General features: G+C 49.1%; 20 protein-coding genes and 2 pseudogenes. 12 read left to right on the forward strand and 10 right to left on the reverse strand.

The genetic code is table 11. From position 1 onward, the window contains the following. The first annotated feature begins 413 nt into the window (after positions 1–413). From glmU to HSRCO_RS09110, 4 genes are all read left to right on the forward strand, one after another. Complete coding sequence (gene glmU, locus HSRCO_RS09095) at positions 414–1,616, forward strand: bifunctional sugar-1-phosphate nucleotidylyltransferase/acetyltransferase (RefSeq protein WP_259517331.1); 1,203 nt, start codon at positions 414–416, stop codon at positions 1,614–1,616. Further along, a complete protein-coding gene (locus tag HSRCO_RS09100; protein WP_259517332.1) occupies positions 1,613–2,767 on the forward strand; it encodes a sugar phosphate nucleotidyltransferase in 1,155 nt (384 codons plus the stop codon). The genes glmU and HSRCO_RS09100 overlap by 4 nt, the downstream gene beginning before the upstream one ends. Further along, entirely contained in the window at positions 2,767–4,566 is a 1,800-nt protein-coding gene (gene glmS / locus HSRCO_RS09105) for a glutamine--fructose-6-phosphate transaminase (isomerizing) (protein WP_259517333.1), read from the forward strand. Before HSRCO_RS09100 ends, glmS begins: the two co-directional genes overlap by 1 nt. Before the next feature lie 176 nt (positions 4,567–4,742). Further along, entirely contained in the window at positions 4,743–6,539 is a 1,797-nt protein-coding gene (locus HSRCO_RS09110) for an ABC transporter ATP-binding protein (protein WP_259517334.1), read from the forward strand. Positions 6,540–7,517: 978 nt separating this feature from the next. Here the strand turns inward: HSRCO_RS09110 and HSRCO_RS09115 are convergent. From HSRCO_RS09115 to HSRCO_RS09130, 4 genes are read right to left on the reverse strand one after another with little or no spacing between them, the layout of a single operon-like run. Further along, a complete protein-coding gene (locus HSRCO_RS09115) occupies positions 7,518–8,222 on the reverse strand; it encodes a cytidylyltransferase domain-containing protein (protein WP_259517335.1) in 705 nt (234 codons plus the stop codon). Further along, positions 8,219–9,223 carry an ATP-grasp domain-containing protein gene (locus HSRCO_RS09120; RefSeq protein WP_396266393.1) on the reverse strand — a complete coding sequence of 335 codons (1,005 nt, stop codon included), beginning with the start codon at positions 9,221–9,223 and terminating at the stop codon, positions 8,219–8,221. Before HSRCO_RS09120 ends, HSRCO_RS09115 begins: the two co-directional genes overlap by 4 nt. Continuing rightward, positions 9,211–10,212, reverse strand: coding sequence for a pyridoxal-phosphate dependent enzyme (locus HSRCO_RS09125; RefSeq protein ID WP_259517337.1), 1,002 nt, complete (start codon positions 10,210–10,212; stop codon positions 9,211–9,213). Before HSRCO_RS09125 ends, HSRCO_RS09120 begins: the two co-directional genes overlap by 13 nt. Beyond that, entirely contained in the window at positions 10,196–11,005 is an 810-nt protein-coding gene (locus tag HSRCO_RS09130; protein ID WP_259517338.1) for a methionyl-tRNA formyltransferase, read from the reverse strand. Before HSRCO_RS09130 ends, HSRCO_RS09125 begins: the two co-directional genes overlap by 17 nt. A 35-nt stretch (positions 11,006–11,040) precedes the next feature. Between HSRCO_RS09130 and HSRCO_RS09135 the strand changes: the two genes are divergently transcribed. Then, positions 11,041–12,078 carry an N-acetylneuraminate synthase family protein gene (locus HSRCO_RS09135; RefSeq protein ID WP_259517339.1) on the forward strand — a complete coding sequence of 346 codons (1,038 nt, stop codon included), beginning with the start codon at positions 11,041–11,043 and terminating at the stop codon, positions 12,076–12,078. Next, complete coding sequence (gene neuC / locus HSRCO_RS09140; protein WP_259517340.1) at positions 12,075–13,238, forward strand: UDP-N-acetylglucosamine 2-epimerase; 1,164 nt, start codon at positions 12,075–12,077, stop codon at positions 13,236–13,238. The genes HSRCO_RS09135 and neuC overlap by 4 nt, the downstream gene beginning before the upstream one ends. Here the strand turns inward: neuC and HSRCO_RS09145 are convergent. The 3 genes and pseudogenes from HSRCO_RS09145 to HSRCO_RS09155 form a co-directional block, all read right to left on the reverse strand. Next, positions 13,235–14,275: a polysaccharide biosynthesis protein gene (locus HSRCO_RS09145; RefSeq protein ID WP_259517341.1), complete on the reverse strand. Its 1,041-nt coding sequence runs from the start codon at positions 14,273–14,275 to the stop codon at positions 13,235–13,237. The genes neuC and HSRCO_RS09145 overlap by 4 nt on opposite strands. A 55-nt stretch (positions 14,276–14,330) precedes the next feature. Beyond that, the gene (locus HSRCO_RS09150; RefSeq protein WP_259517342.1) at positions 14,331–15,467 is read right to left on the reverse strand and encodes a DegT/DnrJ/EryC1/StrS aminotransferase family protein; all 1,137 of its coding nucleotides are present in this window, start codon (positions 15,465–15,467) and stop codon (positions 14,331–14,333) included. Between the two features lie 238 nt (positions 15,468–15,705). Next, positions 15,706–16,557 (reverse strand): annotated as a pseudogene (locus HSRCO_RS09155) (transposase). A 519-nt stretch (positions 16,558–17,076) separates the two neighbouring features. Between HSRCO_RS09155 and HSRCO_RS09160 the strand changes: the two are divergent. The 3 genes from HSRCO_RS09160 to HSRCO_RS14625 all read left to right on the forward strand — a co-directional run bounded on the left by HSRCO_RS09160 (position 17,077) and on the right by HSRCO_RS14625 (position 19,679). Further along, the gene (locus HSRCO_RS09160) at positions 17,077–17,712 is read left to right on the forward strand and encodes an IS6 family transposase (RefSeq protein ID WP_259517343.1); all 636 of its coding nucleotides are present in this window, start codon (positions 17,077–17,079) and stop codon (positions 17,710–17,712) included. Between the two features lie 58 nt (positions 17,713–17,770). Beyond that, positions 17,771–19,123: a sulfatase gene (locus HSRCO_RS09165; protein WP_259517344.1), complete on the forward strand. Its 1,353-nt coding sequence runs from the start codon at positions 17,771–17,773 to the stop codon at positions 19,121–19,123. 262 nt (positions 19,124–19,385) lie between these two features. Continuing rightward, positions 19,386–19,679, forward strand: coding sequence for a transposase (locus tag HSRCO_RS14625; RefSeq protein WP_396266431.1), 294 nt, complete (start codon positions 19,386–19,388; stop codon positions 19,677–19,679). A 211-nt stretch (positions 19,680–19,890) separates the two neighbouring features. Here HSRCO_RS14625 and HSRCO_RS09170 read toward each other — a convergent pair whose 3' ends face one another. Together HSRCO_RS09170 and HSRCO_RS09175 are read right to left on the reverse strand one after the other, a co-directional pair. After that, complete coding sequence (locus tag HSRCO_RS09170) at positions 19,891–20,853, reverse strand: NAD-dependent epimerase/dehydratase family protein (protein WP_259517345.1); 963 nt, start codon at positions 20,851–20,853, stop codon at positions 19,891–19,893. Next, the gene (locus tag HSRCO_RS09175; protein ID WP_259517346.1) at positions 20,853–21,863 is read right to left on the reverse strand and encodes a sugar phosphate nucleotidyltransferase; all 1,011 of its coding nucleotides are present in this window, start codon (positions 21,861–21,863) and stop codon (positions 20,853–20,855) included. The genes HSRCO_RS09170 and HSRCO_RS09175 overlap by 1 nt, the downstream gene beginning before the upstream one ends. Before the next feature lie 188 nt (positions 21,864–22,051). On the opposite strand from HSRCO_RS09175, the gene HSRCO_RS09180 reads away from it, so the two are divergent. From HSRCO_RS09180 to HSRCO_RS09190, 3 genes are all read left to right on the forward strand, one after another. Next, on the forward strand, positions 22,052–23,350 hold the full coding sequence (locus tag HSRCO_RS09180; protein ID WP_259517347.1) for a glycosyltransferase family 4 protein: 1,299 nt from the start codon (positions 22,052–22,054) through the stop codon (positions 23,348–23,350). 566 nt (positions 23,351–23,916) lie between these two features. Continuing rightward, the gene (locus HSRCO_RS09185; protein ID WP_259517348.1) at positions 23,917–24,156 is read left to right on the forward strand and encodes a hypothetical protein; all 240 of its coding nucleotides are present in this window, start codon (positions 23,917–23,919) and stop codon (positions 24,154–24,156) included. A gap of 745 nt (positions 24,157–24,901) precedes the next feature. After that, complete coding sequence (locus tag HSRCO_RS09190; protein ID WP_259517349.1) at positions 24,902–25,915, forward strand: hypothetical protein; 1,014 nt, start codon at positions 24,902–24,904, stop codon at positions 25,913–25,915. Between the two features lie 53 nt (positions 25,916–25,968). Here the strand turns inward: HSRCO_RS09190 and HSRCO_RS09195 are convergent. After that, positions 25,969–26,817: pseudogene (locus HSRCO_RS09195) on the reverse strand (IS5 family transposase). Between the last annotated feature and the right edge of the window lie 57 nt (positions 26,818–26,874).

The following is a 26,874-nucleotide window of genomic DNA, read 5'->3' on the forward strand; positions in this document are numbered from 1 at the left end:
TCTCAGTCGAATTGTCGTTGTTCAAGAGAGTAGGTCTTTTGCAATAGTGGATTTCAAGGGGTGATCGGAAAGGGGGAATTTAGATACAGCCACTCCCGAAACCCCCTCCTGCTCACGCACGCTCGCTGGGATATCACTCGCATCGCTCGGGAAGGGGGCAGCCGAAACGCCCGAGACATGCGTGACGCCTTCGGCGCCACGTTACTTCTCGTGAACGTCTCACCGAGTCGACCCCGTGGCGGCTTCCTCCGCCACTTTTGACGTGGTTGGCGTAGCCGACCACCCAGTCGGCCCCTTTCGAAGCCCCACTCACATTGCGGTTACAATTTCACGGAATAGAAATAGGACGCCCGGAAAGAGCTGTGGCGTCCCAATGCGTGGATTTATTTCAGGCGTGGGATGAATTGTGGGCCATGAAAGCAGTGGTGCTGGCTGCCGGTCAGGGGACGCGGCTCCGTCCTCTGACCGATACCCGGCCGAAGCCGCTCGTGCCTGTCGCCGGGACGCCGATCCTCGAGCACGTGCTCGATGCCGCAACCCCGGTCGTCGATGGGTTCGTGATAGTGGTGGGGTACCGAGGCGATGCCGTGAAAGATCGGATCGGGTCATCTTATCGGAACGTTCCCGTCGAATACGTTACGCAAGACGAGCAGGTCGGGACGGCTGACGCGGTAGGAATGGCCGAAGAGCACGTCTCGGAGCGTTTTCTCGTGCTCAATGGAGACGTAATCGTTCGGAAGTCACTCGTAAGGGCACTCGCGGAGGCGGGCGGGCACGCTATCGCTGCCAAATCGGTCCCAGACCCACGCAATTACGGCGTGCTCCAGGTGAGTGATGGCGAATTGGACGGGCTGATCGAAAAGCCCGACCAACCCCCAACAGATCTTGCAAATCTCGGCATCTATTCGTTCGAACCATCCGTGTTCGACGCGATAGCGACCGTCGATCGAAGCACTCGCGGGGAGTACGAAATCACGGATGCTATCGAGTCGCTCGTCGAGTCAAGGGAACGTGTACGGGTCGTCGAGCACGAGGGAGCCTGGCTCGACGTGGGGTACCCCTGGGACGTACTCCAGGCGACATCGATACTGCTCGAGGACCAAACGGGGCGAATCGCTGGGGCAGTCGACGACGGCGCGCAACTGGTCGGCGACGTCGTCGTAGAATCCGGAGCCGAGATCCGGTCTGGCGTGGTAATCGAAGGGCCAGCGGTGATCAAATCCGGTTCGGAAGTTGGTCCAAACTCATACATACGCGGTGCAACGGTAATCGGCGAAAACTGTCACGTCGGCCATGGAGTCGAGGTGAAAAACTCAGTACTATTCGAAGACACGAATGTCCCTCATCTCTCGTACGTCGGCGACAGTGTCCTCGGGTCCAATGTGAACTTCAGTGCTGGGACGAACGTGGCGAACCTCCGCCACGACGAGGAGACGGTGAACGTGTTGGTCAAGGGTAATTCGGTCGACACCGGGAGGCGAAAGTTCGGGGTCGTCTGTGGTGACAACGTGAAAACAGGAATCAACACGAGTTTGAACCCGGGTATCAAATTGCCCAGCAATCACCGAACGCGACCGGGGACAGTCGTGTACGAAGATCCGGGTGATGCCCAATGAAAGCTGTAATACTGGCTGCAGGCGAAGGCCGCCGTCTGGAACCGCTGACGAATCACCGGCCCAAGCCGATGTTACCGGTCGCGAACCAACCGATCCTCGAACACGTGATCGAAGCCGTGTCCGGGGCCGGTATCGAGGAGATCGTGTTGGTGGTCGGGTACAAGCGGGAGCGCATCCAGACACATTTCGGGAATGGACAGGACTACGGTGTCGATATCAGCTATGCGGTACAGGAACATCAACTCGGGACGGGACATGCCGTTCTCGAGGCGGAAGCCGACGTCGAAGACCAATTTCTTGTTCTAAACGGCGATCGTATCATCGAGTCGAAGCTCGTTTCGGAAGTGGCCCAACGACTCCGGGATGAGGGAGGTCCTGTCGTTAGTGTGACGCGGGTTTCGGAGGCGAGAAACTACGGGGTCGTCGAACTCGTCGACGAACGCGTCACGAACATTCACGAGAAGCCTACGGACTACGAATCCACTTCTAATCTCATCAACGCTGGCGTCTACGGCTTCGAGCGGTCCATCTTCGATGTGATTCGAGAGACGAACAGCCAAGGAGCGGGCGAAGTCGAATTGACGACGGCACTGAATTCGATTGCCAAGAAAGATGCGTTGACTGCGGTCCAGTATCGCGGACAGTGGCTAGACGTCTCCTATCCCTGGGATTTGCTCACCGTCACCGGGTCACTCGTCGAGGGGGACGGTCAAGACCACGACAGAACGGGTGCGTCGGTGGCGAATGACATCGCTATCGGCAAAGACGTCAGGATCGGATCGAATTCGACGGTACGTTCGCGCGTTGCGCTGGGAGCGAACGTCTCGATCGGGGCGAACGTAGTGCTCTCGAATACCGTCGTCCTCCCTGATGCTACGATAGCGGACGGTGCCGTTCTCCGAGACGCAATTGTGGGAGAGAATACCGTCGTCGGCCCCAACACGACGATCGTTGGCGGTGAATCCAAAATCGTCGTCGATGACGAGGTGCATCGAGACGTCCGACTCGGGGGTGTTATCGGGGATAATTCGCGTGTCGGTGGCGGCGTTACCGTCGCACCCGGAACGATCGTCGGTGAGAACGCGCGAATCGGTACTGGCGTAACGATCGATGATCGAGTGCCGCCCAATACGGAGGTGCGACGGGGATAATGTGTGGCATCATCGGCTACGTGGGTGACCAGGAGTCGCTTCCAATCGTCGCGGACGGATTGAAGAATCTCGAATATCGCGGGTACGACTCCGCAGGTGTCGCCCTGACCGACGCCGAGGGAATGCGCATCTACAAGAGCAAAGGTGAAATCGACCATCTCACGCTCCCAGATGAAGATCCGGCGACGATTGGCATCGGTCACACACGCTGGAGTACTCACGGAAAGCCGACCGATGCAAACGCGCACCCTCATACGGATTGTTCGGGTGAGATAGCCGTCGTCCACAATGGGATCATCGACAATTTCGACGAGCTCAAGGACGGCCTCGACGGCCACACCTTCACCAGCGAGACGGATACCGAGGTCGTCGCCCATCTCCTCGAAGAGGAGTACGACGGAACGGACCTTCCTGCTGCGGTCAATGAAGTCGTTACGCAGCTAACCGGTAGTTTCGCGCTCGGCGTGACCGCGACCGGATTCGACGGGATCGTTGCAGTCCGGCAAGACAGTCCACTCGTCGTTGGATATGGTGACGATGGACAGTTCATCGCGAGTGACGTTCCGGCCTTCGTCGAGCATACCCAGGAGGTGACGTATCTCGAAAACGGTGACGTTGCCGTGCTGACTCGGGATGACGTCACCATCTATCGGAATGGAGATGTCGTCGAGGGCGAGCATCAGCAGGTCGACTGGGAGCCCGAACGGGCGGGGAAAGCGGGCTACGAGCACTACATGCTCAAAGAGATTCACGAACAGCCGACGGCGCTTCGCCAGACGATTTCGGGGCGGATCGACCTCACCGATGGTCAAGTGGATCTCGACGTCGAACTGCCGACCGAGTACCTACAATCCCTCGAGGAGATTCAGATCGTCGCAGCAGGGACGTCGTATCACGCCGGCCTATACGCTCGACAACTGCTAGAGGAGTACGCGGAGGTCAGAGTATCCGTCGAGGTGGCGAGCGAATACGAGTTCCGGGGTGGCCGGGATCCCTGGCGAACGCTGGTCATCGCAGTGACGCAGAGCGGAGAGACGGCCGATACACTCGACGCGATGCGAACGGCCGCGAATGCGGGGGCGAAGACGTTAGCCATCACGAATACGGTCGGGAGTACGGCCGCCCGTGAAGCCGACGACGTGGTGTATATTCGTGCCGGGCCGGAGATCGGCGTGGCCGCGACGAAAACGTTCGCCGCACAGGTGGCGACCCTCGCGATGTTCACCGTGTATCTCGGGCGGGAGCGTGGGGTGCTGGATGGCACCCGGGCGACTGCATTGTTGAAGAGTGTACGAAGTTTGCCAGGGGCGATTCAGCAGGTACTCGATGTAGACGAGTCAGTTGCGGAAATCGCGGAGGAGTACGTGGACGGGTCAGCCTTTTTCTTCATTGGACGAGCGATGGGGGCACCGGTTTCGCTGGAAGGGGCGTTGAAGCTCAAAGAAATCAGCTACTGTCACGCCGAAGGGTTCGCTGCTGGTGAGTTGAAACACGGGACGTTGGCGCTGGTTACCGAGAAAACGCCAGTCATTGCAATTATGACCGCGGGCGGGAAGCCAGAGGAGACACTTCACAACGTGAAAGAAGTCCAGTCTCGGGGCGCGCCCGTTATCGGCGTGTCGTCGATTGACAGCGCGGAGAAGTACCTGGATGCGTCGCTTGCAGTACCGGAGACCGGGATTCTCGAACCGCTCGTGGGGAACGTGTATTTGCAGCTGTTCGCGTATTATGTGGCGGATCTACGTGGGCGAAATATCGATAAACCACGAAATCTGGCGAAGAGCGTTACAGTGAAGTAGGCGCCTCAAATCAGCGGACTACTCATCCAGTTCATAACATTGAGGTACTTTTCGCTAGTTACCAGCACTGGACGACTTTGGCTATCGTGAATGAATTGTGAGACTGACCCGGGACAATAGGATACGCGGAAACAGCATCCTTATCACTGGAGGACGAAAACCAGAACCAACGTCCAATGGTCGACCATTCGGAGGAAATCACCTGGCGCGAGAAGCTCGATGCAATCGTCCAGGTCGTGAAATATCGCCCGCTGTTCATCCTCCCGATCGTGGGACTCGGTGGGCTGACCGCGTTTCTCGAGGGGATCGGATTGAGTTTCATCTACCCGATCATGGAGGTCGCTCAATCCGAAGGGGAAGTCACCCCACAGGACACGATCATGGAGATATTCTTGATGATCTACGAAGTACTCGGAATTCCGTTCGAGCTGGGCTATCTTATCATCGGAATTTCGCTCATCATGACGGTTCGATTTTCCTCTTCGTTTACGGTCGCCTGGATGAAGGCCATCCTGCAACGAAATTACGAACAGTATCTGCGGACGGAGGCATTCAGTGCTGCACTCAACGCTCGAATCGGGTACTTCGACGATGAGGGTTCGGACGACATTCTGAACGCGATAATCACGGAGACGCGATACTCGGGGAAGGTAATCCGGCGTGGGGTGGAGTCAATGGAGACACTTGCACTGGTGGGCGTCTACCTCGCCATCATGCTCTACATCGCGCCGGACATGACGGTCTACGCTATCGTGTTGCTGGGCGGCATCACCTACCTTCTCCGGAACGTCCTGGAACCCGGTTACACGATCGGAAATCGAGTTGCTCAGGCGAACGAATCGGTACAGCAATCAGTGCAGGCCGGAACACAGGGGATCCGGGACGTGAAGTTGTTCAACCTCACACGAGAAGTGTTCGCAGAATTTTGGGGGGCTATCGAGCGTTATACCGATTCGTCGATCAAGTTGTCCCGGAACAAGGCCGCACTGCAGAATGGCTACGACCTCGCTGCCGCAGTATCGCTATTCGCTTTGATCTACGTCGGATTCACGTACTCGGGGCTTTCACTCGGGGCACTGGGAATATTCCTGTTCGCGATGTTCAGACTCTCGCCACTCGCTAGTCGCCTCAATAGTCGAATATACGACCTCGAGGGGAACCTCTCGCATCTCGTTCGGACCCAGCGGTTTGTCGATGAGCTTCAATCGCGCCACGAATCGGACGGCGACAGATCGATAGACGAGATTCGCGAGGTAAAATTTGACGACGTGGAGTTCTCCTATACGGAGGATGAGACCGTCCTAAACGGGATCAGCTTCGACGTCTCGAAAGGGGAGTTTATCGCTTTCGTCGGTCAGTCGGGTGCGGGGAAATCGACGATCGTGTCTCTCCTAGCGCGAATGTACGAGCCGGACGGGGGAGAAATTCGAGCGAATGGTTCTCCGATCGGGGAGTACGATCTTCGTGAGTGGCGAGAGCGAATCGCGGTAGTACGCCAGCAACCATTCATCTTCAACGACACCCTCGAGAACAACGTGACTATCGGGAATCGGGACGCGACTCGGGAGGATGTGAAGCATGTTTGCGAGATTGCGAAGGTGAACGAATTTCTCGAAGAGTTGCCGAATGGCTATGATTCACAGCTAGGTGACGATGGTGTTCGGCTTTCAGGTGGCCAGCGCCAGAGGATCGCTCTGGCGAGGGCGCTCTTGAAGGACGCCGACTTTCTGGTACTCGACGAAGCCACGAGCGATCTCGATTCGAATCTCGAGCGGCAGGTGCAGGCGTCCATCGAGGCGATGGATCGTGAGTACGGGATGATCGCCATCGCGCACCGGTTGTCCACGGTGCAGAATGCCGATGCGATCTATACGGTAGATAGCGGGGAGATCGTCGAGGCGGGGACCCACGAAAAATTGTTGGAGCAAAATGGAGAATACGCAGAGTTGTACGAAATACAGTCAAAGGCGTAAACGATCTTACGAAATGGATAAGGGACGACAAAGCGGTGAGGATTCATGACTGCCAGATTTTCTCATCCAAAGAGTCAAAGATGGTCGGCGCAAGGTCCACATTCCTTACAATATACTGTGTGAAATAATTGCCAGTGCGTACAGGATTGGCTCGCTACTCGTCATAGCCAAGACAGGAGAGGCATTTATAATCAATATCCTGCGCATTGTGTCGGCATGGCCCCTCAGTCTAGGATTGCTCAGATCACGACTGTAATCAGTCATAACCCAGACGACGATTTAGTTATCCACGCTAGGTTCATACGATACCGAGATAAGTTAATATACGGAGTTCCCTGTGTGAAAATAGAGATAATGATGTCACTATACACTCCCAAACTAGAATATTCGCAATCCACGAGGATTTTGGCCAAGGTTAGTTTAATTCTATATTTCGGATATTATAAATATATATTAGATATTTATAATAAGTATACAGACAAGACGCTTTCTATCATATCCAATTTGAACAAGTTCCGTTCCATTACACTGCGAGCAACGATTTTTCCACAAATTTAAGATCGGAATTCCCAAAATGTTTGTAGAAGTGTCCATTTCTTAAAAGAGACAGTCAACGAGATAGGCATCGATGAGTGGCACGGTTGTTGAGGACACCGACCTTTTATCCCTCAACAAGGTGGCCAGCGACATCGGCTCGAATCACGAAAACTGGTACAGCAGGCGATCCAAAAGTTGTAGTGCAATTACGCGATCATGAGGGTTGCACATCAGCTGTAGACCGTGAAGTGTGTCGATCGGATCCACCGTCGACGGGGATTAAAGAGACCAGCGATCATCGAGAATTGCTCGAAAATGGTGGCAAATATGCTAAACTGTAGGATTCAATTGAGTATATGATTCCATCCATCAGTATCTAACTCCGCCACGCCCACCAGTCCATACTTATCAGAATTTCAATATAATATTTACAAACAGTTACTATTCTTCGCTAATGAGAGCTCGCGCAATTTCAAGATCGATCCGTTCATCAATGTCTATCGAACGTTCTCTCGGCATCTCATACCCAACCGTTTTTTTGGTATAGAACGTTCCAGTCTCTCTGTAACTATCAGTGTATGTAGCGAATATTGCACCGTTTGGGTGTTTGAGATCGAAATCCTGGCTTCTAGAAGATGAAATAGACCATAATGGACTGTCTTCATAGTGTGGTTGAAGAAACCCGCGACTGTTCTCCGAAATGGCCCATTGAGGAGGAACGCTGTATTCTGTAGTTGAAATGAGAGAGAATCCCGTTGTGCTTGAAAGTTTTCTGATGGATTTGTCGATATCTTCAGATTTTCGGAAAGGAGATGTTGCTTGTAATAGAACGAGAATATCGTAATAGTCACCCCTGTTTGATTCAAGCCAGTCTAGAGCATGACGAACAACGGGACCTGTAGGCGATGTATCCCTGGCAAGTTCTTCCGGACGTCGAAAGGGAACTTCGGCACCCCATTCTTCGGAGATGGCTGCAATCTCTTCGTCGTCCGTGGAGACAATCGTATCATCAACTACCTCCGAATGTAGAGCGTCTTCGATTGTATGAGCGATTAGCGGTTTTCCTCCTAAATCACGAATATTCTTTCCTGGTACTCTCGATGACCCTCCCCTGGCAGGAATTAGTGCGAGAATTCGGTTACTCATATTTGTTTGGCGTTTGTTATTAGGCCACGATCCAATTCAGGTGAATAAATGCGGTAGGTCTTAACCATGTGTATTCCCGAATCAAAATCACCAATTCGCGAGTCGACTTTTTCTCCAGAACCAATTGAAACTGCAGCAGTAACAAAATCACCTCCCGCTAGATGAGTCAGCGGATAACCCCCACCAAAACGGGCATTCAGCTCCATAACATACGCATTATCACCATCATAGAAGCAATCGATATCAAGCGGTCCAAGATGTCCTAATTTCTCCCCCACAGTCTTGCCAATTTCTATGAGTTCTGACTCATCAACAGAGACTGCTTTGTCAGTTTCGCCCGCCCGCATGGCGATTTTTTTTCGGGGCACTATCGAGATCGGTTCTCGATCCTGGTTATTGAAGACATCTACCCCGTATTCTTGACCCTGTAATTTTTCCTGCGCAATCGGTCGGTCGATTCGCTTCCAGAACACCTCAAGTTCGTCCATGCTTGATGCTTCGTACACGTCTTCACTCCCGCTTCCAAACCGGGGTTTCACGATTACAGGGAGCACTATTTCATTTGTGTTAATTTTTCTCTTTATCGCATCTAGATTAGACGTAGTAAATGGAGTGAGGATTCCATTAGAAGTGAGGAACTCATACGTACTTAATTTATCATTTGCGACATCAATACAACGTGGTTCGGAAATCAAAATTCGTGTCCCATTCTCATTAAAAACATCCGTGTTTTCAGCGAATACCCGTAATTCCTGGTCGTTCGTGGGAACAACTAGATCAATGTTTTTATCCATACAAATATTCCGAATGCTCGAGATATAATTATCCTCGTCGAATGGGGGAACTACAAATCCGTGATCGCAATCTCCAAATACAGGAGCAAGAGGGTCACAATCGGCAGCGAACACATTACCAGACGATCCCAACGCCTCCTTAAAATACTCTACAAGATAACTACGTCGGCCAGAACTAGTTATTAGAACGCGATTTACGTCGTCCATACACTCCCGTTTTGGAAGCGAGATACAAATAGGCCCGGGAAGCCACCTGTATGAAGGAAGACGATATTCGATTCGTCGTCTAACTCTCCTCCGTTTAATAAGTCAAGCATTGCTCCAAATGCCTTCCCAGTATATGTGGGTTCTAGGAAAATGCCCTCCAACTGGGCGACCGATTTCACTGCATCAAGAGCACGATCCGTAGCCGTCCCGTATCCACCCTCCCCGACATACTCGTCGTAAACGATGATATCACCGAAATTTGTGATGGTTAATCCTTCTTTCCGATTTATATCAGTCAGAATATCTTTGATTTCTTCTTTACACCGTTCGGTAGAACGAGCCACACTAATCCCAACAACATCAACATCGATGTTTTGTTGCGCCAATCCTGCGAGGAGACCCGCATGGGTCGTTCCGGTCCCCGTTGCAGTCACGAGATAATCAATGGAATCCCCGCTTATTTGATCAAGAAGCTCCCCTACGATGCTAAAATATCCCAAAGCGCCTTCTCCGGAATGACCTCCTCCTTCTATGAAATAGGGAGATTTCCCTTTCGACTTAAGGTTCTCCATTATACGATCGATTTCAGCACTTGCATTCGAAGATGTGGTATATGAGATATCGACATTGAGTATCTCTTCAAGAAGTCTATTCCCCTCAATCTTATCAGGAGGACTCCCAGTGTCAGTGATCAAAATAAGATGGCATTCAAGCCCAAGTTTAGCTGCCGTAGCCGCGGTCATTCTCGCATGATTAGACTGAATTGAACCAAGAGTCACTAACGTATCCGCTCCCGAGTCTACTGCGTCATATAAAATATACTCCAATTTACGTGCCTTATTTCCTCCAGCACCAATGGAGGTAAGATCATCCCTTTTTATCCAGAAGTTCGCCCGATATGTAGAGGACACCCGAGTGAGTTCCTCAAGAGGGGTAGGTTTTGAGAACAATTCGATTTTGTCTTCCAAGTACTCACGAGATTTCGTCATTGGATTCTAATCTCAGATTGACTTTTTTACCATTTATTCGCGTAAACGCCGGTTCATGCCCAGGAAAGTCGAACGCTCGAATACGACGAACGATCTCGCTGGGGTCCTCGTCAAGACCGACTTCCCTTTCACCTGCAAGATCAGCCTTCTTATAATATTTTGTCGTCGAATCTGTAAGTAACTCCTGTTGTGGTTCTGTCTGCACGTCATTTTCAAGTATATCTTCAATATTCGCCACAAAGAGTTCCCATAGCATTCGTTCCCCCTTTTTATAAAGAGAGTAGCTTGTATCATCAGTGGAAATCGTTTCTTTCTTTCTATCAATCACAGGCCCAGTATCAATATCAACGTCTAGGTAGTGAAGCGTGACGCCAAAGTAGTCTGCATCATCAAGAATAACATGGGTAGCTGTATCCACACCACGATATTCCGGCAAATAACCTCCGTGAAAATTAACAACACCCTGGTCAAATACATTTAGAACTTCTTCAGGAATTATCTTATTATACCGAACGGTAAATCCGAGATCGGGATCAAGTTGGGGTATACGTTCTAGATCATATATCGGGATCCCGAGAGAATTTGCAGTGTCCAATACGGGAGTTTTCAACTCAGTGTTTCGCCATCCCGAAACAGGTTCGTTCGTTGTAACAACACCGACTAGTTTAGCATCTGTGCGATCTGATAGATACTTTATCACATTTCGAGCGAGAGGAATATTACCGAAAACGACTGTTTTTGTAACCATGTTTGATGAGTACCTCTTCTTATACCCTATTCGAAACTTGCTCAAGAAAGTATTAAAGGTTTCTTCTATATTGTACCTATATGTCAAACACAGAATCACCGTGGGGTGACGGGATTTTCTATATTGCGGAGGCGGGAGTCAACCACAGCGGGTCTATAGATCGGGCCAAAAAGATGATAGATACCGCGGAAGGGGCGGGTGCAGATGCTATTAAATTCCAATCATTCGTCGCAGAAGAATCAGTAAGAAAGGAGGAGCGGAAGGCGGATTACCAAGAGGAAAACACCAAAACAGAAGAATCACAATACGAGATGCTTAAACGATATGAACTGTCCCAAGAGGACCATTACGAACTATTGAAATATTGTGAAGGCAAGGGGATAGAATTTATGACAACGGTATCAAGCAGGGCTAGTCTGGACCTCATTCAGGGGATGGATATTCCCATATTGAAGATCGGGTCAAGTGATATTACCAACCATCCGCTGTTGTCCTCTACAGCTGACCTCGGTAAGCCGATGATCGTGAGTACGGGAATGTCATATATGCAAGAGGTTAATGATGCGTTCGAAGTGATCAGAAACCAAAACGCAAAGGTCAACCTCGCCTTTTTACATTGTGTTTCAGATTATCCAGCTGACAACGACACGGTGAATTTGAAAGCAATCCGAACAATGGGACAAAATCTCCCAGTTCAAATCGGGTATTCGGATCACACGATGAATCCCGAAACACCAGCAATAGCCGTGAGTTCTGGAGCAACCATTATCGAAAAACATTTTACACTCGATCGGTCCCTTGAAGGACCAGACCAAGAAGCGTCTCTAGAACCGGCAGAACTCAAAAAATCAGTTTCCCTCTCCCGACTGGCATACCGTATGCTGGGGGACGGTACGAAGTGTCCGACGGAAGCGGAATCTGAAAACCGTCGCAAGGTTCGCCGAAGTATACATGCATCCAACAAACTAGAATCAGGGGACAAAATAACTGAAGATGATATAAAGATATGCCGTCCGAATGACGGTATATCACCAGTAGATTTCGACACTGTAGTCGGATCGACAGTCACTTCTTCCATCGACGAAAATAACCCCATACAAAAATATCATCTGCAATGAAGGAAATCGCTATACTCACCGGAACACGCGCAGAGTATGGTCTCCTAAAGGAAACCATGAATCAAATCGACGCTGCAGGCCACCTCCACTTAAAAATAGTCGTCACTGGAATGCATCTCGTTCCGCGATTTGGGAATACAGTTGCCGAAATCACATCTGATGGGTTCGATATCGATGAGAGAGTCCACATGCTTTTGGAAGGTGATTCGGGGATCAGCACTGCAAAGTCAATCGGAACCGGGATAACGGGTATCTCACAAGCGTTAGATTCTCTAGAACCAGAAGCTCTTTTAGTACTGGGAGATCGAATTGAGGCGTTGGCTGGTGGAGTGTCCGCTGCAACGATGAATATCCCGGTTGTTCACATTGCCGGGGGAAGTGTTCGAGGAGGGGGAATGATCGATGAATCCATTCGCCATGCATTGACTCGCTTTGCTCACATACATCTGGTCCAATCAGAATCAGATAAAAGAGTTCTTGAACAAGTCGGGGAAGATCCAAAGCGAATCCATCTCGTTGGTGCCCCAGCTCTGGATCAGATCTCTGCCGGCGAGTTTTCAGACGGGGACGAAGTGATCAATCGACTTGATTTAGATCCAAGCGAGAAATTGATCTTGGTCATACAACACCCGATAACTACCAAACCGGAGTTAGCCGGCGAACAAATAGAGTCGACGATCAGGGCGGTAGAACAATCCGGTGAACAAGCAGTCATTATCCATCCAAACTCAGATCCGGGGAGGGACAGGATGGTGAGCCACATTAAACAGGTATGTGAAAGAAACGAAAAAATCGTGGAAACCGAGAACCTTCCTCGGGAGGATTATCTCGGGCTACTCCACGTCGCAGACCTTCTTGTTGGCAATTCTAGCAGCGGAATCATTGAAGCCCCCTGTTTCGAATTGCCCACGATTGATGTTGGAACGAGACAAGGAAATCGAGAGCGGGCAGTTACAATTTCTCGTGTCTCGCACAAACAAGACGAAATCAAGAAGGAGATACAACGCCGACTTGCAGAAGACCATCCCAAAAGAACAGTTGATTGTAAGAAAAGCCCATACTATCATGGAGGGGTAGCTGAGCGTATCGTAGACATCCTTGTAACGACAACATTTGATCGTGATCTTCTGGACAAGAGCCTCAAGTTGCAATCAATCTAGCACACCATATCAGGCATTTCCACGTCAAGAGAGGCAGATTCGATGAGATCAATCAATTCGTTTTTGGAAAGCCGCTGTGCATCTTTAGAGGTGTACTCATCGTCGACGAGTTCAGCGTCCGCATAGTTCACTGAGTCGTATCCAGGAACATCAATCTGAGGAAGAATAACGTACATGTCGTCCAACTCACGAGCCTGCACACTTTCGTCAACGGAGACGAGTTTTTCGTGCATTCGTTCGCCCGGTCTCGAGCCCATGATTTCGATGTCGATCTCCTCAGGACTCTGTCCTATACGCGGTGCATACTCCTCAACCATCCCGTCGGCCAGAGTACCAACCTCGAAGCTTGGCATTTTGAGCACAAAGACCTCTCCGCTGGTCATGCGCTCATGAGCTTCAAGGACCAGTGCCGATGCTTCTTCAATCGGCATAATGAACCGCGTCATCTCCGGATTAGTCACTGTCACTGGCCCCCCGTCCTTTATTTGTTGTAAGAAAAGAGGAACCACAGATCCACTCGATCCTAGAACGTTCCCGAAGCGAACACAGCCGAACTTGGTTTCGCGATCCCCTTTGTACGCGTTAGCAGCGATCGTCAAGCGCTCCGAGAGGAGTTTAGTAGCACCCATTACGGATGTCGGGTTCGATGACTTGTCGGTACTTACGGTGACGAAAGATCCGACCTCGGTCTCGAGTGCCGCCCGAATCAGGTTTTGCGTTCCCTGTACGTTCGTCTGAACAGTCTCAAATGGGTTGTATTCGTTTATACTAACATGCTTTAGTGCAGCTGCATGAAAAACGACATCGATATTCTCCATTGCAAGCTCAAGGCGATCCTGATCACGGACGTCCCCCAAAAGATATCGAACGGAGTTATCCTCACCCAGTTCGTTTTGGAGTTCGAACAGGCCCTCCTCGTTGTTATCGAGAACGCGAACCACGGAAGGATCCTGCTTCAGAATTTCTTCGACCAGATGAGAGCCGATAGAACCACAGCCACCAGTAACGAGTACGTCCTTTCCAGCGAGAGATGTCATGTGTTCACACCCTCATTCAAAGATTAAACCGTTTTCTAAGTCCGAGCGTAGAGAGCTATTCGACCGCGTCAGCCACTCCGTCAACAATCCGAGTTACCTCCTCCGTTGAGAGGTTCGGGTGCATGGGCAACGATAGCACCCGGCTCGAGATGTCATCCGTGACCGGAAGGTCCGGAATTACTTCCTTCGTGTTTGTGTAGTACTCAGTTCGATGGACTGGCGGATCCCAGTACACCTTCGAGGCGATATTTCGGGCGTCTAGCGTTTCGATCACGTGATCCCGATCGATCCAGTGAGCTAGTTCGACAGTGTACAGTTGATAAACATGAGTTCCATTCTCTGGCGACTCGTGAGGTTGTACTCCATCGACGTCTGCGAATCCGTCATCAAGTTCCGCTGCAGCTTGCCGACGTCCTCCGATGAGCGAGTCGATTCGATTGAGTTGTGAACAACCTAGTGCAGCCGTAAGATCTGACATCCGAATATTGGTACCGAGGTCGACGTACTGTCCAGAGTCCGAGCTCTCGAAATAGTCGTTTGACGCGCGACCATGCGATCGATATAATTTCAGCTTTTCAGCTAGGTCGTCGTCGTCAGTAACGACGGCCCCTCCTTCCCCCGTCGAGACGATTTTATTCTGGCAAAAGCTGAGGGTTGCCGCGTCGCCGAAAGAGCCGAGTTTTTGGTTCTCAAGTTCCGCACCGAGGACTTCTGCAGCATCTTCAATTAGAGAAATGTCGTGATTTTGGGCGATTTTAGTGAGTTCGTCGACGTGACTTGGCGTTCCGTATGGGTGTACAGGCACGATTGCGGTCGTCAATTCGGAAATTTTCTTTTCAACTGCAGATGGGTCCAGCCCATAGTATTCTGGTTCAATATCGGCAAATATCGGTTCAGCACCTGCAAGGCGGACAGCGTTTGCAGTGGCTATGAAAGTAAAGGAGGGAACAATTACTTCGTCACCATCACTAATCCCAACCGCATTAAATGCCGCTACTAATGCAGTAGTACCTGAATTTACTACCACAGCATGTTCCACGTCGAGATATTGCTCAAGATTTGATTCGAATTCGGTGACAAATGGACCTTTCGCCCAGTGACTACCTCTTTCGACAGAATTCGTCACACCTGAAACATCAAAATCGTCCCAATCGATTTCAAAAAGTGAAATCGGTTCAGAGGCCTTATCCATAGATAAGAGTCCAGCGCCAAAGTAAAGAATCCTCGGTTTCGAAAAATAATGATATTTGCAAGTTCTACTAGAAAACGCCCCGACAAGGGGTGTAACGGGGATTCCGCAATTACAATCAAAGCAAGATAGAACTGTTTTGAGCGTAATGCACTATGTCGATAGATATGTTTGTTGGGTCGTAGTTTTTATCGAATTAATGTACAAGATGGCTCTATTGAATCCGCCGAGGGCGCGGGGATTACGGTTTCACGGCCCGTTTGACGTTGTGAACTGAGGCGGCGAGGATGATTTCGCGGAACTGCCGGTAACAAGCCCGAGCAGACACGGAATCGAGGATCGAGCGCTTGATGGAAGAGTTCACAATTTTTGTCATTGCTCGTTGATTGTACAAATCCGCATCAAGCCGCGCATTGTGCGCGTGATCTATCGGCTGGTAGAGATGATGTTTGATGAGTGGACGAACGCCGTTTTCACGGAGTTGGTCTCTGAAAGCCGCCGAATCATATCCCGTATCGGCAGCCAAACTCTCAAAATTGCCAGTATTCCGACGTGAAAGTTTCGGCCCGTATTTCGCGTCATTCGGCCATTTCGCCGAGACATCGAGGGCAAATTTGCCTGGTCGGCAGTGCCGATCAGGAACGGTACTTTGAGTGTTTCAACCGGCCTATCAATCCGCCGTAAATAATGTGAGGACGCTTGATTCCGATCAAATAAACGTCGCATCAACCGCCCCAAGTCCGGACCGTTCTAGCAAGCCTACGGACCGTCTTACCAATGTTCACCAGACGTGCATCGGCGCACGGTTAAACGACCGATACAGCGTTGACGCGTCGGGAAAACCAAGTAGAAAAAGGTGTAGCAATCCCCGGACCCGATCCATCTTTGGAGTCAAATCTACGACACCGGCGTAGGACTGTTCTTCATGGACGCGAAGGTAGTGAAGAACGACGTGTTTCCAGCCGACAAATCCGTTTCCTTTCGGAATACTGACTTTGAGAAGTCCGGCGGCGGAATACTTTTGACCGAGACTCGCCACTTGCTTCACGAAGCGGAAGAGTACTTTGGTCACACTTGCACTCTCCCGCTTCATACTACTAGTTCTGTCGGATGAACTAGACGCCTTCCCCGGATTCAATAGAGCCATGCTGCAGTCAATCCCGAAAACAACTAGATTCTTCACGTTAGACACTACCCACCCGAAATACAGCAGTCACAAAGATGTTTCTGGGTGAACTCGACGAGAAACACGACATCAGAGACGCCGAATTTTTCATCGACGGAGCGCCGTGGCTCCAAGCAGGATTGTTTGAGCATGGTGTGTATTTTCGTCATGAAACATTCTGCGAACAAGATCCCGTTGAACGTGTTTTTCAGGAGATAAAAACGCCGAACTGAACAGTTCTGCAACCATTTTGGAAACGCCGATGCCGAAAACGTCGAAAATCGGTTGCCCGCACTGGCATGGGCCGAAAATTCACTAAGCTGAACGATACCGTCTCTTAAGGAGTCATATATAAATAACCCTCCACAAATGGGTGCTGTTTAGATTAGTACTAGAAACTAGAAAGGTAATTTTATAGAAAAATGAGGCGGATGATTTCAAGTGTTTATGGAAGAAATCAGCCGCCTCAATGGTTCTAGCGACCCTATCGAGTTAGATTTTGTGGAACGCGTAGCCACGCCGAAAGAGATGATGGAGCTGGCAATTCACCTTCATCTCTGTGGACTATCTATTTCAAATACAGTCTCTGTTCTTGATAGGTTAGGAATCTCTCGTGCTCGATCGACCATTCACAACTGGGTGCAGAAAGCGGATCTCGAACCGGAAGCTGGGCGAGAACCCGGGAAAATTGCTCTCGATGAGACGGTCATCAAAGTCAACGGAGAACGGTTCTGGCTGTATTCTGCGGTCGATGTAGAAAACAATGAAATCCTGTATTTAGCCCTCTATCCGTCCAGAACGACGGCTTTAACGAAGATGTTTCTTCGTGAATTGGGCGAGAAACACGACGTCGAAGACGCTGAATTTTTCGTGGACGGGGCGCCCTGGCTGCATGCCGGGCTGTTCGAACTGGGCATGCACTTTCGCCACGAAACCTTCGGTGAGCGGAATCCTGTAGAACGTGTCTTTCAAAAAATAAAACATCAAACTCAACAATTCTATAATATATTCTCCCGCGCATCAGCTGAATCGCCGGAAAATTGGCTCAAAGCGCTCGCGTGGGCATGGAAACAGCTGATCTGAACAGCGCCTACAAATGAAATAGTACGATTAAAGTATACAAGAGTGGTAAATAGGACGAATGAAGACAATATTGATTACAGTGGATGCGTTGAGAGCAGACCATTTATCCCAATATGGTTATCATAGAAAAACCCTACCAGCACTAGATTTGTTAGAGGGAGAAAGTGTTCGGTTTGAGAACGCATTTGCAAATGGCCCGTACACTAGAATTTCAGTACCATCAATCCATACGGGACAATATTTAGGCTATGAAATCATTCAAAATTCACCAACTATCGCATCAATCCTAGGAGACAATGGGGTAGTGACTGCGGGATTTGGTACCCAAGCAGGACTAAACAAGGTTGATGTTGAGGGTGACTTAATATTTGATACGTTTATTGATTTTGGTCAAGATCAAAATAAAAATAAATTCGAACAAAATAGGCCTTATAGGGACAAAGTAGCAGAACAGATAGCACAAAGCCAATTATTGAAGAATGATATGATTTATTCTTTGGCAAAATATATACACAATAAGTTACCATTATCGATCGGTAATCCAGTACCAACAGCTGGGTATACCAGCGCTGAAACTGTCACAGAGAACGCAATAGAATGGATGGAAGCCCATCAAAATGAGGAGTATTTTTTATGGCTTCATTATATGGAAGCACACAGACCATATGGAGTCCATGATGCTAGTCATAAATACATCGAGGGTACTGTTAATGTTGAGGAAGCAAATGCCATAGCTCGGAGAGCGGACATCAGGCCAAATAGCTTAACTAAAGATGAGCAAAATATGTTAATTAATCTTTATGATTCAGATATCCGATATGGTTCAAAACATATTTCGAAATTATTCAGGTATTTGAAAAATGAGGAAATATGGGACGAAACAAATATAATATTCACAAGTGACCATGGAGAGGGATTTGGTGAACATGAACATTACTTCCATGGATATCAACCCTACGAGGAATTGATTCACGTTCCCTTAATCGTAAAAGGGCCTACGTCAGACGAATATGATAATATAGTTAAACAAAGAGAGTTGGTAGACTTAGCCCCAACTATTCTAGACTACCATGGTGTTGATTTTGATGACAAGCATTTTGATGGTCATAATCTTTTTGATGAAAAAGAACGGCGAGTAATAGCTATAGGATCACAAATGAATGATGGTTCAGTAGTTGCAGGTCGTTGGAACAAATGGAAGTACATTCACATTGAGGGAGAAGAAGAACTCTATGATTTATCGGCCGACCCCCAAGAGAAAGAATCAATAGCAACTAATTATCCGAAAGTAGTACAAAATTTTAAAATGGCCATTCCAAAACGATTATTTAATCAGAAGGCTGAAGAAATCCAAGTTCCAGATGACCATCAGGAGCGTAAACAACTTAAGGCACTAGGATATCTAAAATAAAGTCCCTCCTTAAGGCGTTGTTCAGATTAGCTGATTCCATACCCACGCGAGCGCTTTGAACCAATTTTCCGCTGATTCAACCGATGCTCGCGAAAACGTGTTATAAAAGTGGTTAGTTCGACGTATTATTTCTTGAAAAACACGTTGAACGAGGAAATCGAGAAGCTTGAACGTACCACTGAAGAGGTGGCCGGTGCCGACGAAGACACTCAACGCCTGATGTCGATCCGGGCCTGAGTAAATTTGCGTCGCTGTTGATCAAATCCGAGATTGGAGACATCAATCGGTCCCAAGTGCCAATCAACTGGTGAGTTACGCCGGCCTGACCCCATCGGTGCGGCAGCCGGGAGACAAGGAAATCTGGGGTGGAATCGTCAAGGAAAGATCTGCACCACTGCGATGGGCATTCGTGCAATGTGCGAACGTCGCAGTTCGATTCAATGAATATCTCGGGAATTTCAACACGCACTTGAAAGAACGCAAGGACCACCATATAGCGATCGTTGCGACGGCTCGCAAGATGCTCGTCTCAATCTTCTACATGCTCTCCATATAGGATGTGTACGATCCAAACGTCCCGGTCTAGGATCACTCCAGTCATCGGCCTAAAGCCTTCTCTCGACAGCGACGGCTCTGCCCGACTCGAAGACCGCTACAGCCGGAAATACCGGCTGTAATCGCTCTAAATGCCAGTAATAGCGCGTTTCCGTTCTTCCCCACAATCATAATGTGAATTCAGTGCGGTCATCCCTTTGCCTTCCGTCACTTTAATCTATGGATACACCAAGTTCGTTTTCGAAATATGGTAGCGTCCGCTTGATCCCAGATTCGAGTGAGACGTTCGGTTCCCAACTGAGTAATTGTTTAGCTCGGGAAATGTCCGGGCGCCGCACCTTGGGATCGTCTTCCGGCAAGTCCCTGAATACGATGTCTGAGTCAGCATCGAGGACATCAATTATAGTCTCTGCGAGAGTCAAGATTTTGATCTCTTCTGTGCTACCGAGATTGATGACCTCACCGGCGGCAGTTTCTTTTTCGGCTCTAGCGAATGGGCGAATTCCGTCCAAGAGATCACTCACGTAACAAAAACTTCTGGTCTGGGTTCCATCCCCATAGACCGTAAGTGGCTCACGGTTCAGCGCTTGAGATAAGAAATTCGGAATTACCCGACCGTCATCGGGGCGCATACGAGGACCGTAGGTGTTGAAAATGCGTACCGTCCGAATATCGAGGTCGTACTGCTCCTGGTACGCTACGGCAAGTGCTTCCGAGAAGCGCTTGCTCTCGTCATATGGCGACCGAGGTCCGCGGAGGTTCACGTTTCCGTTGTATTCCTCGTTTTGAGGGTGGACTTCAGGATCCCCATATATCTCGCTCGTTGATGCCAAAATCGTACGAGCGTCATGTTTACGTGCGAATTCGAGTGCGTTGTGGGTCCCCTCGCTGTTCGCCAATGCAATTTCGACAGCATGGGACTCGAAATCCTTCGGACTTGCTCGTGATGAAAAGTGGAACACGTAGTCAGCGTCATCTAGATCCGGGAACGGATTTCGCACATCGTGCTCCACTGAATTGAAGCGGTCGGACTTGATGTGCTCGAGATTTTCCGGGCGACCACTTCCAAAGTTGTCGAGGGACGTAACTTCGAAGTCATCGTCAAGCAAGGAGTCGACCAGATGACTCCCGACGAATCCTGCACCCCCAGTGACAACTGCGTGAGGGTTCGACATCACAGTTCAATAATGCTATTGTCACCGACGTTTAGCTGATTCGCCTCGCTACGAACGGTAGCCCCATTACCGACGATGCTGCCTTCGAGGTGAACACTCTCTAAGGTAGCATTTTCGCCGACTATACCGTTACGAACGATGCTGTCCGTAATACGAACGTCGTTGTCGACGCTGACATTAGGCCCGACTATTCCCTCTTTGACGACGACATTATCTCCGAAATCGACCGGTGGAATCACGACTGCATTATCCAAAGAGTCTGCTCCGTTCGTCTCGCCCTTCGATAGGAGAACGCGGTTCGCCTCGAGAAGCGTCTCGGGTCGCCCACAGTCGTACCAGTCCTCAACCTCGAAGATGTCGATGCAAGCATCGGATTGAATCATGTGTTGGAGGGCGTCCGTAAGCTGATACTCGTAACCAGCTCCCCGGATATTGTTTTCGACTAAGTGGGCGAGTGCGTCGAACAGGAGATCCGTATTTTCAACGATGTAGACACCACTTATCGCGTAGTTTGATCGGGGCTCTTCTGGCTTCTCGACGACCCGCTCAACTTGACCGCTTTCGGCAAGTTCCGCCACACCGTAGTGCCGCGGTTCCTCGACGGTCTTCACTCCAATACTCGCATCCGGCTCGTCGAGCGAATTGTGAGCGTCGAGAAAGGTTCCATATCCGTTCTCAAACAGCATATCACCGAGAGCGATCAGAGCTGAGTCTCCTCGCACTGCGGCTTCAGTCTGATAGATGCTGTGACCGAGGCCTTCTGCAGTTTCCTGTTCAACGAAATTAATTTCGAACTCATCATTGAACGAGGTCTCCGCGTACTCTATAATCTGATTCTGCATTGGTCCCCCCACCACGATCACTACTTGATGGACAGAGGTCTTCGTTAGGTTCGAGAGAATGTGGCCAAGTATTGGCTCCCCAGCGAGTCGAACCATGGCTTTAGGTTTGGTGTGGGTCTGCGGATAAAGTCGGGTTCCTTGTCCGGCGGCTGGAATGACAGCCTTCATCTTACAAAGAACGCCGATATCCGTCAGTAAAATCTTTGTTGTTCCGACGACTAGTTAATTACAGATCTTCTCATTCCTAGATTATTTGGTTTGTGCAATAAATACGGTATATATTTATGATTATCACATTTCGGAAGGTGCTGAGAGAAGAACCATTAATAGAGTTGCGGACGAGTATCTTTAATAAGATGACACTAAATGTCCTTATTGCTTCAGGGCAATGGGGTATAGGGGGTACGGAGAAGGCAGCAGAGTTATTGTTGAGAAATCTCGGTTCAGACTTCAACGCCTACGGGGCAGGTCTCCATCGCGGCGGTGCAAGAGCTGATTCGTTACTAGAAGACGAGTACGACATCTATTTTCCCGACGATTCCGACGATTTCGCCAATTATCTACAGAACAACGCTATTGATATCATTCATAGTCATTCTGGCGATCCCGAGTTGATCAGCGAAGCCGCAGCCAAAGCCGGAACCCCGATAGTAGTTCGAACCGATCAATTTGGAAGATATTTCCAGCCAGATAATGGAAAAGTTATTGACTATTTTTTCTTCCCCTCCCAGTCGATTCTCCTGCGAACGCTCATGCTAAATCAAATTAGTCTCGAAGAAGATTGGCCTCGAAAAATGGGTCTTTTATATAATCCGCTGGATATTGACAATGTCTCTCAGGGGATGTCGATGCGTTCGAGATATAATATACCCGAAACTGCTCCTGTAGTCGGTAAGATTGGTAGGCCTGCCCCTGAAAAGTGGGGAAAACTCACCATTGACGCATTTGATCGGGTAGTTAAATCTGTACCGAACGCCCAACTCTTTCTCGTAGGGGTTCCAGACAAAATCAAGAATGCAATTCAGAGTTATGGGTGGGGGCATAAAGTAACGTATGAAGGCGTTCTCCCCCCCGACAAAGTGAAAGATTTCTATGCAACAATAGACGTGCTCGCACACACGAGTGCGATAGGTGAAAGTTACGGATACGTTATCGCAGAAGCGATGGCCAATGGGGTAGTACCCGTGGTCGATTCGACACCTATGCGTGACAACGCGCAGATCGAGCTTGTGAACCATGGCCACTCAGGCTATGTAGCCAATTCACCACAGTCGTACGGTGAGGCAATAACGAAATTACTCAATGACAACAAATTACGGCGGCAGTTCGGGAAAGCGGCAGGTATACGCGTCAATCGATTCTCCGTCCAAAATGTCGTATCTCGGCTCGAAGATTATTATCGGCGCTTATCAGCTGAGCGCGGATTAATATCAGATTCAGACCCCGTTTCGCTCACCTATACATCACAACGAAACTCTCTGCTGAATTTCGCAGACGGAAACAATAAACGACTCAACCAAAGTTTCGGGGATGATGATGTTTTTCACTGGCTAGAACGACAATCTTGGCGCTGCGTCACTTCGCTCCCAATCGGGAGAAAACCTACGTTCGACCTTTTACGCAAAGGGTTTATAGTTGCCAACGAACGTATATGACCAAGGCTGATTAATTGGTCAAAAAGTTCGACGAACTTTTGGTCCCGTTGCAGAGGCGTTTAGAATTGGTCTCGGGTAGTCGGTTTTTCCACCTCGATTGCTAAGTTTGTAGTGGCGGTTGTGCCGATCTGTTCGCGAGCGAAGTCAGCATACAATTCGGGATGAATTACATTGACGAACGTAAGCGTCAACATCGCCTGAATTCCGTCCCGAGTCCACGCATCCACGGTTCTTACACCGTTTCGAGACTTCTCCCATAACCCGTTCAAGCAAATTTGAGGTCCAAGGCACACGACGGCCCTCAATAGCACCTTCAGCAAACCGAGTCAAAGCTAGTATCCATTTCCTCAGGAAACTGGCTGATCCCTCACATCCATCCAATTCGAGATGCCACGCAGTGCGCTCCAGCCGGCTTTCCGTCGAAGCAATGCGCTTACGGATTGCATCCCATTCCCCGGCTGGGTGGTGTAACTCAACGGTATTCTTCAAATAGAGACGTCTCCACGGATTTCGTTCGCGTAGGCTTTGTGTTCTGTGAGGGGAAGTTACTCGTCTTCCCACAACGTATGCAGGAGCGACTGAGGTGCCTGCACGAAATCGAACTGATGGGGCCGATCGCCGTGACTGAATGCTCCGACAAGAGGTTCTTCGCCATCACCCACCACGGCAGCGTCTTGAGTGATTACCGACCGCTCAGTCAGCTCTGTGGCTATCTCTTCCCAGGGTTCGTCAACACTCACGTCAAGCAGCGAGGTATCGAATTCTTCGCCAACACCTCCCGTGAAAGGGAGACGTGGATGGTGTAGTAGGCGTCTTCTTCTTAACTATGGACTTTCGTGCCGTCCGGAATGACTGTCTGGAACCCTTCTTCCTCGGTGTGTTCGGTGAGAGGTTCCCGAAGTTGTGGTCAATACTCGATGACACGCCGGTTGATCGTGGCGGGAGACAACATCGGAAGGACTCGCTCGCCGAGCGCCGTGGCGTCCCAGTAACTGGTCTTGGTTGCTAAGGTGGCCTCGCTGAATGAATTGCACTGTTGGTACTGTTTTCAACCGTTGAAAGTGAGAATGTCGCCAATCGGTCGGAAGTGTGATTGCTGGTCATCATCTGCTGCCGTATCTTCGAGGTACGTGAGCCAAATCGTCGACTCACCGAGTACCGTGACGATGGTGCGAGTCGATGTGGCACTTCGCCGGTATCGCTTCCTCCCATTTCCGGGGTTGTGCTTCTACCCGCAATATGCCTAGACGGCTTGGTCATCGAGACTTTCGATCAATTGCTTAAACTGGATCCGGCCGAATCCAGTCTCCTGAAACTCCTGGGCAAGTGCACCCACCGTGATGCATTTGTCCTGTGCTATTCGTATGACTAGCCTCACGTCGGTTGTGGCGTGTATGGGATGTTTCCGTGGTGATCACCCGATACGTCCCATTCCAGGACTTTAGTTCTAAACAGGTCTGAAACACAACCAAATATATTTATTACGATGATCAATTGGCTATTTGATGTATATTGTAACCCTTAAGGGGGTTGTACGATTATTCGGAATTAATGACGAACACAGACCATGAATTAAATATTGAAAATATTACTAAAGCAATAAAGTATCCAAAACGTGCTGTTGATGATGTTTTATTGTACTATACACTTAGATACTTTTTGACCCGATTGAATACAAAATACAACATCGGAACCAATGTATTTGATAAACAGTGGGATTTGTTAATCATTCTCGATACTTGTCGTATCGATGCATTAAATTTGGTTAGTAGTGAATATGAATTTATTAATGAGATTGATTCTATAACATCCCTTGGAAGCGCAACACCAGAATGGGTTGCGAGTACATTTGTAAGTGATTACACTGATGAGATCAGCAATACAACGTATATTACTGCTAATGCTATGGCAAAATCAATATTGGAAGATTCTGTTCAAAATAGTGAAAATGCCCATTTATTATTGAGGAGTTTACGCCGACATCACACAGTTGACGATGCCGCTTTGAATGAACTCATCTATGTATTTGATCATGAAGGTATTGGACAGAGAGGACCGCTGGGCCATGAAGAGGGAATGACTCCGCCAGAATATGTCACTAATAACACTATAGACCACATGAGAAATAATTCAACGGATCGGGTTATTGCGCATTATTTCCAACCTCACTTTCCGTGGTCAGTTAAGGGGTTGACCGAAAATAGACCATTGAAAAAGTTTGAGAAGAACCCATGGGATTATTTAAAAAACAAAGGAGATAAAACCAAAGTCTGGAAATCATATATTAATGAATTGAAATATGTGCTAAATAGTATTGAAACATTATTAAATAATGTTGATGCAGACAGGGTTGTGATAACTGCTGATCATGGTGAGGCCTTTGGTGAATTTGGGATTTTGGGTCATAAGATTGGATCCATCCATCCTCAAATCCGAAAAGTACCTTGGGTAGAAACGTCAGCCACTAATAATCAAACGTACACCCCAGATCTATTGGGAAGCGGTACCGATCGGAACACTTTTGATGCTAATCAACAGCTAAAAGCGTTGGGTTACAAACTATAAAACCATTAGTTTTGTTTTGGACGGCTCTTTTGAATCCACAGAGGGCGCGGGAATCACGGTTTCACGGACCATTTAACATTGTGAACCGGGGGGCCGAGAGCTATCTCCCGAAATTGACGAAACCAGGCCCGATAGGATACGGAATCAAGGATTGAGCGTTTTATCGAAAAGTCCACGGTTTCTGTCAACGGTCGTTGATTGTACAAATCCGCATCAAGCCGCGCATTATGCGCGTGGTCTATCGGTTGATAGAAACGATGTTTGATGAGTGGACGAACACCGTTTTCACGGAGCTGGTCTCTGAAAGCCGCCTAATCATATCCCTTATCGGCAGCCAAACTCTCCAAACTGACAGTATTCCGACGTGAAAGTTCCGGCCCAATTTTCGCGTCATTTGGCCATTTCGCCGAGACATCAAGGTCAATTATTGCCTGGTCGGCAGTGTCGATCAGTAACGTTACTTTGAGTAGTTCGACCGACCTATCAATCCGCCGTGAGTAATCTGAGGACGCTTGATTCCGATCAAAAAACGTCGCATCAACCGCCCCACGTCCGGACCGTTCTAGCAAGGTTGCGGACCGTCACAACAATGTTCGCCAGACCTGCATCGGCGCACGATTAAACGAACGGTAGAGCGTTGGTCCAGATGGAAAACCGTGATGTGGTAACTGAAACAATCCACGGACGTGATCCATCTCTGAGGCCAAGTCAGCCACGCCTTCGTACGACTTTTCTTCATGTACTCGAAGGTAGTGAAGAACAACGTGTTTCCATCCAGCAAATCCGTTACCTTTCGGATTGCTAACCTTGAGGAGACCGGCGGCGGAATATTTTTGAGCAAGACTCTTGATTTGCTTGACGAAGCGGAAGAGTACTTTTGGCACAACTGTACTCTCCCGCATCGTACTACTAGTTCCGTCAGATTAACTAGATTCTGTCTCTAAATTCAATAGAGCCGA

Origin of the sequence: Halanaeroarchaeum sp. HSR-CO (assembly GCF_024972755.1) — an archaeon.
Lineage (GTDB): Archaea > Halobacteriota > Halobacteria > Halobacteriales > Halobacteriaceae > Halanaeroarchaeum.

Bases quoted from the DNA above. Each gene is read 5' to 3' on its own strand.
- HSRCO_RS09120 (WP_396266393.1), bottom strand. From the start codon at position 9,223: ATGGACGACGTAAATCGCGTTCTAATAACTAGTTCTGGCCGACGTAGT.
- glmU (WP_259517331.1), top strand. From the start codon at position 414: ATGAAAGCAGTGGTGCTGGCTGCCGGTCAGGGGACGCGGCTCCGTCCT.
- glmS (WP_259517333.1), top strand. From the start codon at position 2,767: ATGTGTGGCATCATCGGCTACGTGGGTGACCAGGAGTCGCTTCCAATC.
- HSRCO_RS09190 (WP_259517349.1), top strand. From the start codon at position 24,902: ATGACGAACACAGACCATGAATTAAATATTGAAAATATTACTAAAGCA.
- HSRCO_RS09135 (WP_259517339.1), top strand. From the start codon at position 11,041: ATGTCAAACACAGAATCACCGTGGGGTGACGGGATTTTCTATATTGCG.
- HSRCO_RS09175 (WP_259517346.1), bottom strand. From the start codon at position 21,863: ATGAAGGCTGTCATTCCAGCCGCCGGACAAGGAACCCGACTTTATCCG.
- HSRCO_RS09125 (WP_259517337.1), bottom strand. From the start codon at position 10,212: ATGACGAAATCTCGTGAGTACTTGGAAGACAAAATCGAATTGTTCTCA.
- HSRCO_RS09100 (WP_259517332.1), top strand. From the start codon at position 1,613: ATGAAAGCTGTAATACTGGCTGCAGGCGAAGGCCGCCGTCTGGAACCG.
- HSRCO_RS09150 (WP_259517342.1), bottom strand. From the start codon at position 15,467: ATGGATAAGGCCTCTGAACCGATTTCACTTTTTGAAATCGATTGGGAC.
- HSRCO_RS09160 (WP_259517343.1), top strand. From the start codon at position 17,077: ATGGAAGAAATCAGCCGCCTCAATGGTTCTAGCGACCCTATCGAGTTA.
- HSRCO_RS09185 (WP_259517348.1), top strand. From the start codon at position 23,917: ATGCAGGAGCGACTGAGGTGCCTGCACGAAATCGAACTGATGGGGCCG.
- HSRCO_RS09170 (WP_259517345.1), bottom strand. From the start codon at position 20,853: ATGTCGAACCCTCACGCAGTTGTCACTGGGGGTGCAGGATTCGTCGGG.
- neuC (WP_259517340.1), top strand. From the start codon at position 12,075: ATGAAGGAAATCGCTATACTCACCGGAACACGCGCAGAGTATGGTCTC.
- HSRCO_RS09115 (WP_259517335.1), bottom strand. From the start codon at position 8,222: ATGAGTAACCGAATTCTCGCACTAATTCCTGCCAGGGGAGGGTCATCG.
- HSRCO_RS09110 (WP_259517334.1), top strand. From the start codon at position 4,743: ATGGTCGACCATTCGGAGGAAATCACCTGGCGCGAGAAGCTCGATGCA.
- HSRCO_RS09145 (WP_259517341.1), bottom strand. From the start codon at position 14,275: ATGACATCTCTCGCTGGAAAGGACGTACTCGTTACTGGTGGCTGTGGT.
- HSRCO_RS09165 (WP_259517344.1), top strand. From the start codon at position 17,771: ATGAAGACAATATTGATTACAGTGGATGCGTTGAGAGCAGACCATTTA.
- HSRCO_RS09180 (WP_259517347.1), top strand. From the start codon at position 22,052: ATGACACTAAATGTCCTTATTGCTTCAGGGCAATGGGGTATAGGGGGT.